Here is an 11,080-nt window from a genome sequence, read left to right as displayed (position 1 = left end):
GCAAACCTGCATGGTTTTGCGGCATGTGCGGGTTTTGCATGAATATCGCTCATGTTGGTGGTCGGGCGACATCGGTAGAATCGCGGCGTTTTTTACTTTCGGGATCAGGGACATGCCGTACCGTTTTGTCGTTGCCAGCGCTTTGCTGCTGCTCAGTTCATTGTGCATGGCCCAGGGTCCGGCGCCGGCCATTTCCTATACCCGCGACATCCAGCCGATCTTTACCGAGAAGTGCGTGGCCTGTCATGCCTGCTACGACTCCGCTTGTCAGCTCAATCTGGGCAGCGGCGAAGGCGCGAGCCGCGGCGCGTCGAAGATCCCGGTGTACGACGGCGAGCGCAGCAACGCCCAGGCGCCCACGCGGCTGTTCTATGACGCCAGCGGCAAGGCGGCCTGGCAGCGCCAGGGCTTCTATTCGGTGCTCGATGCCCAGGGCAGCCAGGCGGCGCTGATGGCGCGCATGCTCGAACTCGGCCACCGCACGCCATTGCAGCCCAATGCCAAGCTGCCCAGTGACATCGTGCTGGGCCTGAGCCGCGAGAACATGTGCCCGCAGCCGGGTGAATTCGACGCCTATGCCGGTGCTCATCCCAAGGAAGGCATGCCCCTGGCCGTCACCGGTCTCAGCGACCAGCAATACCAGACCCTGCAACGCTGGCTGGCCTCCGGCGCACCAATCGACGAGCAGGGCCTGGTTCCCAGTGCCCGGGAAAGCCTGCAAGTGGCCCAGTGGGAAAACCTGCTCAACGCCCCCGGTGCCCGTGAAAGCCTGGTGGCGCGCTGGCTCTACGAGCACTGGTTCCTCGCCCATATCTATTTCGAAGGCGGCGAGCCGGGGCACTTCTTCCAGTGGGTGCGCTCGCGTACCCCCAGCGGCCAGCCCATCGACCTGATCAACACCCGGCGCCCCAACGACGATCCGGGCACCCAGGTGTATTACCGCCTGTGGCCGGTGCAGGGGGTGATCGTGCACAAGACTCACATCACCTACCCGCTGAGCGCGGCGAAGATGGCCCGGGTCAAGACCCTGTTCTACAGCGGCGACTGGCAGGTCAACGCCTTGCCCGGCTACGGGCCGGCGCGCCGGGCCAACCCGTTCGAGACTTTCGAGGCGATTCCGGCCAAGGCCCGCTACCAGTTCATGCTGGATAACGCCGAATACTTCGTGCGCACCTTCATTCGCGGCCCGGTGTGTCGCGGGCAGATCGCCACGGATGTGATTCGCGACAACTTCTGGGCGCTGTTCCAGGCCCCGGAACACGACCTGTACATCACCGACCCGGCCTATCGCGGCCAGGCCACGCCGCTGCTGGCGATGCCCGGGCAGAACGACGATGTCGGCAGCGTGCTCAGCCTGTGGCTGGCCTATCGCGACAAGCGCAACGAATACGAAGCCCTGCGCCGCGACTTTTATGCCGAGGCCCCGGCGCCCAGCTGGTCCAGCCTGTGGGCCGGCAACGACAACGCGCTGCTGAGCATCTTCCGCCACTTCGACAGCGCCTCGGTGACCAAGGGCCTGATCGGCGAAGTGCCGCAAACGATGTGGCTGTTCGACTACCCGTTGCTGGAGCGCACCTACTATCAGTTGGCGGTGAATTTCGATGTGTTCGGCAACGTTTCCCACCAGGCCCAGACCCGGCTGTACTTCGACCTGATCCGCAACGGCGCCGAGCAGAACTTCCTGCGCCTGATGCCAGCGGGCACCCGCGAGGACTTCCTCGACGATTGGTACCAGAACAGCGGCAAGTTCAAGATGTGGCTGGACTACGAGTCCATCGACGACGGCAAGCGCAGCGCGCTGAAGCTCGACCTCAAGGACCCGAAAAAAGACTTCGCCAACCAGTTGCTGGCGCGTTACGGCGAGCTCAACGCCAAGCCCGATCCGATCAACCGCTGTGACGGCGCCTACTGTTCGCGCCCGAACATCGACCCGGCGCTGCAGGACGCCGAGCAGGCCCTGAGTCGCCTGGCGTCGCGTCCGGCGGCGGGGCTCAGGGTCATCGAGCAACTGCCCGAGGCGACGTTGCTGCGGGTCCAGGCCCCGAGCGGCAAGCGCGAGTTCTACAGCATGCTGCGCAATCGAGCCCACAGTAATGTGGCCTTCATGCTCGGCGAATCGCTGCGCTACCAGCCGGGGCTGGACACCCTGACGATTTTCCCGGGCATTCTCAGCAGCTACCCGAACTTCATGTTCAACGTTCCGGCCGAGCAGGTGCCGGCGTTTGTCCAGGCCATGCAAGAGGCGCGGGATGCCGCCAGCTTCGAGAAGGTCGTCGAGCGCTGGGGCATTCGTCGCAGCCACCCGCAGTTCTGGCAGTACTTCCACGACCAGACCCGCTACCTGCAGGAAACCGACCCGGTGGAGGCCGGGGTTCTGGACATGAACCGTTACGAAAACCTCTGATACAGGGCCACTATCTGTCCTCGGGACGCCCGCTGGCGGGCCCCGGGGATGCCTTATACCAAGGTCTATCCCGACAAAAATACTGGGACTTTGTCGGCGGCTTCGATTGGCGTAAACTGCGCCCACGTCTGCGAGGAACCACCATGAGCGCCATAACCATTACCGACGCCGCCCACGATTATCTGGCTGATCTGCTGTCCAGGCAGAACACCCCGGGGATTGGCATCCGCATCTTCATCACCCAGCCAGGGACTCAGTACGCCGAGACCTGCATCGCCTATTGCAAGCCGGGCGAAGAGAAACCCGAAGACAAGGCCCTGGGCCTGAAGAGCTTCACCGCCTATATCGACGCCTTCAGCGAGGGTTTCCTCGATGATGCGGTGGTCGATTACGCCACCGACCGCATGGGCGGCCAACTGACCATCAAGGCGCCCAACGCCAAGGTGCCGATGGTCAATGCCGACAGCCCGATCAACGAGCGCATCAACTACTACCTGCAAACCGAGATCAACCCGGGGTTGGCCAGCCATGGCGGCCAGGTCAGCCTGATCGACGTGGTGGACGACGGCATCGCCGTGCTGCAATTCGGCGGTGGTTGCCAGGGCTGCGGCCAGGCCGACGTGACCTTGAAGGAAGGCATCGAGCGCACCCTGCTCGAGCGCATCCCCGAGCTCAAGGGTGTACGTGATGTCACCGACCACACGCAGAAAGAAAACGCCTACTACTAAGGCGTTCACTGCGGCATGAAAAACGGCGCCCCGTGAGCGCCGTTTTTTTATGCCCGCAAACCAGCGCCCCAAAAAAAGCCTCCGTAGGAGCCGGCTTGCCGGCGAAAGGGCCTGCAAGCCTTGCATCAATGCCGAGACCAAGGGGGTCAGGGGCGATAGAGGTGCGCGTGCCCGGCGCGGTACAGCGACGATTCGCTGAACGCGTCCGTGGCCAGTACCCGGCCTACCAGAATCAGCGCCGTGCGCCGGAAGCCCTTGGCCGCAACCTTCTCGGCAATGTCCGCCAGGGTGCCCAGCGCCCAGTCCTGATCCGGCCAGGTGGCCCGATGCACCACGGCAATCGGGCAGTCGGCGCCGTAATGGGGCAGCAGCTCGGCGACGATCTTTTCCAGGTGATTGACCCCCAGGTGGATCGCCATGGTGGCGCCGTGGGCCGCAAGGCTGGCGAACTCCTCGCCGGCGGGCATGGCGGTCTTGTCCGCATAGCGGGTCAGGATCACGCTCTGGGACACATCCGGCAGGGTCAATTCGGCCCCCAGCAGGGCGGCGCAGGCAGCGGTGGCGGTGACTCCGGGGACGATCTCGTAGGGAATGCCCAGCTCCCGCAGGCAGCGGATCTGTTCGCCGATGGCGCCATACAGGCTCGGGTCCCCGGAGTGCACCCGGGCCACATCCTGGCCTTGGGCATGGGCCTCGCGGATCGCCTCGATGATCTGTTCCAGGTGCAGTTCGGCACTGTTGATCACCCGGTCCGCACGGTGACCTTCGAGGACGGCCGCGGGCACCAGCGAGCCGGCGTAGATGATCACCGGGCAGCGATGGATCAGGCGCTGGCCCTTGACGGTGATCAGCTCCGGGTCGCCGGGGCCGGCACCGATGAAATAGACAGTCATGGCTGTGTCCTGTGAAAAAAAGGGCGGGAACAGGGTCGCAGATGAACGATGTTCATATTCGCGACGGGGAATTGTCGGCCAGTTTACCGGCTGGCGGCCAATGCCAGGGTGGCCTGGGCGTATTTCTGGCGGGGGATCAACAGCCGGGCCGGGCCGGGGTGCAACTGTTCGGCCAGGGCCAGGGCGGCGCTTTCGGCAACGCCGTAGCAGCCGCTGCGTTCAAAGGCGATCTGCGAGCGGTGGCTCAGGCGCGAGGCGTATGGCGCCAGTTGACTGCTGCTGAAGCAGGTCAGCGGCAGGGCCAGTTGATCCGCCAGTTGCAGCAGGCCGGGCTCGTTGCGCTTCAGGTCGATGCTGGCCAGGGCCAGCAGTTGCCCGCTCTCCAGGCGGTGGGCTTGCAGTACCTGCTCAAGCAGGGCGCGCAGCGTGGTCACCGGGCAGCCCTTCCGGCAACCCAGGCCGACCACCAGGGCCGGCGCCGCGCGCATGTCGATCATGCCGGGTACAGATCCGTGTTCTTGCGCCGGAACAGCCAGGCGCTGATCAGCCCCAGGGCCAGCCAGAAGGCGGCATTGGTCAACTGCGAGGCAATCTTGAACTGTGCTTCCAGCGCTTCTGGCGCCAGCATCGAGTGCACTTCAGGTTGGGGCGCGCCGATCACGTGGGGCACGGCGATAATCGCCACGCCCAGCAGTTTCAGCAGCCAGTGGCCGGCGAACACGATCAGGGCAATGCCCACTGCGGTGGACGCGGCAGTCCCGATCCACCACACCTGGCGCTGCACCAGGTCGGCGGCTGCAGTGCCCGGCAATTCCGGCGGCAGGCCCAGAGTGGGCGCCAGGCAGAAGGTCGCATAGCCGGCGAGCCCCCAGAGCAGGCCTTGCGAGGCACGGCTGGGCGCGCGCAGGGTGTAGAGCCCGGCCAGCATCAGGGCGAAGCCGACCGCTACCACCAGGTTGCCGCCGGTGGTGGACAGCGTGCGCTGCCAGCCGTCTTCCGGCTCCCAGGCTTCGGCATCGTGGCTGTGCGCGGCCATGGCGCCGGAGGCATGTTCATGGGCTTCGGCGACCGGAGCCTGTTCATAGGTTTCCGCCTGCAGGATCAGCGGAGCGACCCACAAGCTTTGCAGCAGGGTCAGCAGCAGGGCCGCCAGCAGCCCGGTGAACCCTGCGGTTTGCGCAATACGCTTGATCATCTCGGCAAGTCTCAATGGCAAGGGAAGGCGGCGCTGTGACGGGTGTCGTGGGCGGCGTTGTGCACCGCTTCGATATGGGAGAAACCGGCGAAATACACCAGGCAGGCGCCCAGCAGCGACGCGCCGATGGCGGCCACCAGACGCTGGCTCAGGGTGGAGGTGCTGCTGGCGGAATGGCTGGTGCTGCTGATGATCGACATGGCGCTTCCCTTTGGAGTGTCGGCTGGGGAGGAGCGCAGCAAAACCCCGCGTGAGGAGCACGCAGGGTTTGCAACAGCGCCCGCCCACCGCGGGTTTGTTATGTAAGTGTTGCGGGCCGGTCTCCGGGCTCGCGAGGTGCAGGGCTGATGCCATGCCGCTAAGTGTCGCCTTCCCATGCCGGGGCACAGTGGATCTGACACTTCGCTCGCTTACCGTTGCGGGGGCAGCACCGGACTGGTCACGGCCTTTTAGTTAAGCACGTGATTCACCGGTTTCCCGTTTCACCCTGTGAAGGGCACCCGTAACAAGGCGCGTAGCAAATCATGGGCGGGGTGATGCCGTCAATTGCGCCAGGCGCTGCATTGCCGATTGACCGTCCCCCGCGCTCTGCGTAGCCTTGCGCGTTCGAGGTTCTTCGGCCAGCGGTCGAAGCTAAGAAGGGAACGCGGTCGATGCCGCGGCTGCCCCCGCAACTGTGAAGGGTTGGATTGCTGCAAGGCCACTGCATGGGCGTCGACGACGCCGGCGGGAAGGCGCAGCAAGCGTCGGTCGCGTACCGGCAAGCCCTCAGCCAGGAGACCTGCCTCGATCGAAGATTCTCACTACAACCGGGCGGGGTGATCCGGTGGCGAAATCTCCGCGCGCCTTCGCGCTGCGGTTCTCGTCCCGTATGCCCGCCACCTTTGCCTAGGGGCATCCGATGAAAACACTGGCCAAACTTCCCGTCACCATCGTCACCGGCTTCCTTGGCTCGGGTAAGACCACCTTGCTGCGGCACATGCTGGACAACGCCCAGGGCCGGCGCATCGCGGTGATCGTCAACGAGTTCGGCGAGCTGGGCATCGACGGCGAGATTCTCAAGCAGTGCGCCATCGGCTGCACCGAGGAAGAGGCCAGCGGCCGGGTCTACGAGTTGGCCAACGGCTGCCTGTGCTGCACCGTGCAGGAAGAGTTCTTCCCGGTGATGCGCGAGCTGGTGGCGCGCCGTGGCGACCTGGACCACATCCTCATCGAAACCTCCGGCCTGGCCTTGCCCAAGCCCCTGGTCCAGGCCTTCCAGTGGCCGGAAATCCGTAGCGCCTGCACGGTCGACGCGGTGATCACCGTGGTCGACAGCCCGGCCGTGGCTGCCGGTACCTTCGCCGCGTTCCCCGAGCAAGTGGACGCCCAGCGCAAGCTCGACCCGAACCTGGACCACGAATCGCCGCTGCACGAGCTGTTCGCCGACCAGCTGTCCAGCGCCGACCTGGTGATCCTCAACAAGACCGACCTGATCGATCCCGCAGACCTGGCCAAGGTACGCTTGGAAGTGGCCGAGGAACTGCCGCCGGCGGTCAAGGTCATCGAAGCCAGCAGCGGCCGCCTGCCACTGGACGTGCTGCTGGGCCTGGGCGCCGGTTCCGAGGAACACATCGACAGCCGTCACAGCCACCACGACCATCACCACGACGGCGATGACGACCACGACGACCACGATCACGACGCCTTCGATTCCATTTCCATCGAACTGCCCCAGGCCGACGAAAGCCTGCTGCTGGACGCCCTGACCCAACTGGTGGTTAAGCACGGCATCCTGCGGGTCAAGGGCTTTGCCGCGATCCCCAACAAGCCGATGCGCCTGCTGATCCAGGGCGTGGGCACGCGCTTCGACAAGCACTTCGACCGCAAGTGGGGCGCCGATGAAGCCCGCACCACGCGCCTGGTACTGATCGGCCAGGAACTGGACGCCGCCCAGCTCGAAGCGCAACTGCGCGCCGCGCTCAGCGTGTAAGCCATGCACCTGCTCAGGACCCAGCCCGGCGGTTTCGTCTCGGATGACAACATTGCCGACCTTGGACAAACCCCCGCCGAGCTGGTGATCCTGTGCAGCGGCGACTCCAGCCTGGCGCTGCTGGCCGATGCCGCCGAGCAGTTGCCCGAGGATTACCCGAGCTTTCGCCTGGCCAACCCGATGCAGGTGCAGAACCACGCCTCGGTCGACCTGTATGTGGATCAGGTGCTGCGCCACGCCAAGGTGATCCTGATTTCCCTGCACGGCGGCATCGGCTACTGGCGTTACGGCGTCGAGCGGCTGGTGGAGCTGTCCCAGCGCGGCGTGCAGTTGATCCTGGTGCCGGGGGACGACCGCCCGGACCCGGAACTCAGCGACCTGAGCACCGTGGGGCCCGCCGAGCGCGACCGCCTGTGGCAGTTCCTGCGCCAGGGCGGGCGCGACAATGCCTTGAATTTCTACCGCTGTCTGGCCAGCGGCCTGCTGGGGCGCGACTACCCCTGGAGCGAACCGCAGACTCTGCCACGCACGGCGATCTATCACCCGCAAAAAAGCCAGGCCGCCCTCAGCGACTGGCAGGCCGATTGGCAGCCTGGCCAAGCCGTGGCGGCGCTGCTGTTCTACCGCTCTCACCTGCAGGCGGCCAACACCGGTTTCATCGATCTGTTCTGCCAGCGCCTGCAGGCAGCAGGGCTCAACCCCTTGCCGATCGCCGTGGCCAGCCTCAAGGAAGCCGGCTGCCTGAGCCAGGTCGAAGACTGGCTGGAGGCAACCGCGGCCGGGGTGATCCTCAATACCACCGGCTTTGCCCAGTCCAGCCCCGAAGCCCCGCACCTGCGGCCGTTCCGGCGCAACATCCCGGTAATCCAGGCCATCTGCGCCCAGGATAACGAGCCCGGCTGGCGCGACAGCGAGCAGGGCCTGGGCCCGCGGGACCTGGCCATGCACATCGCCTTGCCGGAACTGGACGGGCGCATCATCAGCCGGCCCATCAGCTTCAAGGACCTGGCCTGGCGCAGCGAGCGCAGCCAGTCGGACGTGGTGTGCTACCGCGGCCAGCCCGAGCGCATGGACTTTGTCGCCGAACTGGCTCGGCGCTGGGTCGAGCTGGGGCGCCTGGACAACGGCCACAAGCGCATTGCCCTGGTGCTGGCCAACTACCCGACCCGCGACGGGCGCATCGGCAACGGCGTCGGCCTGGACACCCCGGCGGCGGCATTGAATATCCTCAAGGCCCTGCGCGCCGAAGGCTATCCGCTGCCGGCCGAGTTGCCCGCCAGCGGCAGCGAGCTGATCCGGCAGTTGCTGGGTGGGGTCAGCAACGACCTGGACAGCCTCGACCAGCGTCCGTGCCAGCAAAGCCTGGCCTTGGACGACTACGCGGCGATGTTCCAGGCGCTGCCGCCAGCTAATCGCGAAGCGGTGCTGCAACGCTGGGGCGCACCGCAGCAAGACCCGATGTTCCGCAACGGGCGGATGATGATCGCCGGCCTGCGCTTTGGCCTGACCTTCGTCGGCATCCAGCCGGCCCGGGGTTATCAGGTGGACCCCAGCGCGGTCTACCACGACCCGGACCTGGTGCCGCCCCATGGCTACCTGGCGTTCTACTTCTGGCTGCGCCAGACCTACGGCGCCCATGCGCTGATCCACGTCGGCAAGCACGGCAACCTGGAATGGCTGCCGGGCAAGGGCGTCGGCCTGTCGCAGAACTGCTGGCCGGATGCGCTGCTGGGGCCGCTGCCAAACATCTACCCGTTCATCGTCAACGACCCGGGGGAGGGCGCCCAGGCCAAGCGCCGTACCCAGGCGGTGATCATCGACCATCTGATGCCGCCGCTGACCCGCGCCGAAACCTACGGCCCGCTGCGCAACCTGGAACTGCTGGCGGACGAATACTACGAAGCCCAACTGCTGGATCCACGGCGGGCGCGGGAGCTGCAGCGGGACATCCTGCAACTGGTGCGCGAAACCCATATCGACCGCGAGCTGCAACTGGAGGGTGCCCTCGACAACGACGCCGACGCCGCCATCTGGCTGCCGCGGCTGGACACCTACCTGTGCGATCTCAAGGAATCGCAGATCCGCGATGGCCTGCACGTGTTCGGCGAATCCCCCGAGGGTCGCTTGCGCCTCGACACCCTGCTGGCCTTGCTGCGCATTCCCCGGGGCGATGGCAAGGGCGCTCACGCCAGCCTGCTGCGGGCCCTGGCCAAGGCCTTCGACCTGGATTTTGATCCGTTGGACTGTGCCCTGGCCGAGCCCTGGACCGGGCGTCGGCCGCAAGCGTTACGGCAGATCAGTGATGCGCTGTGGCGTACCGCTGGCGATGCGCGCGAGCGTCTGGAGCTGTATGCCGCCGAGTTGATCGAAGCGGCGCTACGGGGCCCGGTGGCGCAGCTGGACCAACCCGGCTGGGAGCCAGTGCAGAGCATTATCGACGGCCTGCGTGAGGTGGTCGCGCCACGCCTGGACGCTTGCGGCCCGGCGGAGATGCACGGCCTGCTGGAAGCCCTGAACGGGCGTTTCGTCCCCGCCGGGCCCAGCGGCGCGCCCAGCCGTGGGCGGCTCGACGTGCTGCCCACCGGGCGCAACTTCTATTCGGTGGACGTGCGCAACCTGCCCACCACCACCGCCTGGCGCATCGGTTTCCAGTCGGCCAACCTGATCCTCGAACGCCACCTGCAGGATCACGGCGACCACCTGTTGCACCTGGGCCTGTCGGTGTGGGGCACCGCCACCATGCGCACCGGCGGCGACGACATCGCCCAGGCCATGGCCCTGATGGGCGTGCGCCCGGTGTGGGCCACCGGCAGCCAGCGGGTCGACGATTTCGAGATCCTGCCCCTGAGCCTGCTGGACCGGCCGCGGGTCGACGTGACCCTGCGGGTGTCCGGCTTTTTCCGCGATGCCTTCGCCAACCTGATCCGTCTGTTCGACGCGGCGGTGCAAGCGGTGGCGGCCCTCGATGAGCCTGAGGAGATGAACCCGCTGGCGGCCAGGGTCCGCGCCGAGCGCGAAGCCTTGATCGCCTCCGGCCTGGATCGGGACACCGCGGCCCGTCAGGCCGGCTGGCGGATCTTCGGCGCCAAGCCCGGGGCCTACGGCGCCGGGGTCCAGGGCGCCATCGACGGTCGCCTGTGGCAGAGCCGCGAAGACCTGGCCGAGGTCTACCTGAACTGGGGCGGCTACGCCTATGGCGGCCAGGATGAAGGCACCGCCGCCCGCGAGCAGTTCGCCAACCGCCTGGGGCAGGTGCAGGCGGTGCTGCAGAACCAGGACAACCGCGAGCACGACCTGCTCGATTCCAACGACTACTACCAGTTCCAGGGCGGCATGCTGGCGGTGGTGGAAAGCCTCAGCGGGGCCAAGGCCGCCAGCTACCACGGCGACCACAGCCAGCCGGACCTGCCGAAGATCCGCACCCTCAAGGAAGAGCTGAACCGGGTGATCCGCTCCCGGGCGGCCAATCCGAAGTGGATCGAAGGGGTCAAGCGGCACGGCTACAAGGGCGCCTTCGAAATGGCCGCGACCCTGGACAACCTGTTTGCCTTCGACGCCACCACCGAACTGATCGACGATCACCAATACGCGTTGCTGGCCGATGCCTATCTGCTGGACGACTCGACCCGCGAGTTCGTCCGCCAGCATAATCCCCACGCCCTGCGCGACATGACCGAGCGCCTGCTGGAGGCTCAGCAGCGCGGCTTGTGGCAAGAGCCCGGCGATTATCGTGAAGCCCTGGAGCACCTGCTGCTGGATATAGAAGAAGATTCCTGATGCGGCGAGTGCTGTGCACTCGATCGCGAGCAAGCTCGATCCTACAGGGCTGGCATTGCCGTTGTAGGAGCGAGCTTGCTCGCGAAAGCGTCCCCCCGGACACCCCCGACC

Annotated in this window: 8 protein-coding genes and 2 riboswitches; of the genes, 4 read left to right on the top strand and 4 right to left on the bottom strand. The window is 66.2% G+C overall.

The window, feature by feature from the left end:
• Window positions 1–112 precede the first annotated feature (112 nt).
• Both DNK59_RS10725 and nfuA read left to right on the top strand, forming a co-directional pair.
• Window positions 113–2,404: a fatty acid cis/trans isomerase gene (locus tag DNK59_RS10725; RefSeq protein WP_110723174.1), complete on the top strand. Its 2,292-nt coding sequence runs from the start codon at window positions 113–115 to the stop codon at window positions 2,402–2,404.
• Window positions 2,405–2,547: 143 nt separating this feature from the next.
• Window positions 2,548–3,132, top strand: a complete 585-nt coding sequence (gene nfuA, locus DNK59_RS10720; protein WP_110723173.1) for a Fe-S biogenesis protein NfuA — start codon at window positions 2,548–2,550, stop codon at window positions 3,130–3,132.
• A 146-nt stretch (window positions 3,133–3,278) separates the two neighbouring features.
• Here the strand turns inward: nfuA and cobM are convergent, their stop codons facing one another.
• The 4 genes from cobM to DNK59_RS10700 all read right to left on the bottom strand — a co-directional run bounded on the left by cobM (window position 3,279) and on the right by DNK59_RS10700 (window position 5,420).
• Window positions 3,279–4,025 (bottom strand): precorrin-4 C(11)-methyltransferase, encoded by a 747-nt coding sequence (gene cobM, locus DNK59_RS10715; protein WP_110723172.1) that lies wholly within the window; start codon window positions 4,023–4,025, stop codon window positions 3,279–3,281.
• 83 nt (window positions 4,026–4,108) lie between these two features.
• Window positions 4,109–4,522: a cobalamin biosynthesis protein gene (locus DNK59_RS10710; RefSeq protein WP_092313680.1), complete on the bottom strand. Its 414-nt coding sequence runs from the start codon at window positions 4,520–4,522 to the stop codon at window positions 4,109–4,111.
• Window positions 4,519–5,220: a CbtA family protein gene (locus DNK59_RS10705; protein WP_110723171.1), complete on the bottom strand. Its 702-nt coding sequence runs from the start codon at window positions 5,218–5,220 to the stop codon at window positions 4,519–4,521. The genes DNK59_RS10710 and DNK59_RS10705 overlap by 4 nt, the downstream gene beginning before the upstream one ends.
• 11 nt (window positions 5,221–5,231) lie before the next feature.
• Complete coding sequence (locus DNK59_RS10700) at window positions 5,232–5,420, bottom strand: CbtB-domain containing protein (protein WP_060839964.1); 189 nt, start codon at window positions 5,418–5,420, stop codon at window positions 5,232–5,234.
• Between the two features lie 96 nt (window positions 5,421–5,516).
• A riboswitch (cobalamin riboswitch) is annotated at window positions 5,517–5,739 on the bottom strand.
• Window positions 5,740–5,812: 73 nt separating this feature from the next.
• Window positions 5,813–6,024: riboswitch (cobalamin riboswitch) on the top strand.
• Window positions 6,025–6,121: 97 nt separating this feature from the next.
• Here DNK59_RS10700 and cobW point away from each other — a divergent pair.
• Both cobW and cobN read left to right on the top strand, forming a co-directional pair.
• A complete protein-coding gene (cobW, locus tag DNK59_RS10695; RefSeq protein WP_092313686.1) occupies window positions 6,122–7,192 on the top strand; it encodes a cobalamin biosynthesis protein CobW in 1,071 nt (356 codons plus the stop codon).
• A gap of 3 nt (window positions 7,193–7,195) precedes the next feature.
• Window positions 7,196–10,969, top strand: coding sequence for a cobaltochelatase subunit CobN (gene cobN, locus DNK59_RS10690; protein ID WP_110723170.1), 3,774 nt, complete (start codon window positions 7,196–7,198; stop codon window positions 10,967–10,969).
• Window positions 10,970–11,080: the final 111 nt, after the last annotated feature.

The organism is Pseudomonas sp. TKO26 (assembly GCF_003225665.1).
GTDB lineage: Bacteria > Pseudomonadota > Gammaproteobacteria > Pseudomonadales > Pseudomonadaceae > Aquipseudomonas > Aquipseudomonas saponiphila.
This window is presented reverse-complemented; position numbering and strand designations above follow the sequence as displayed.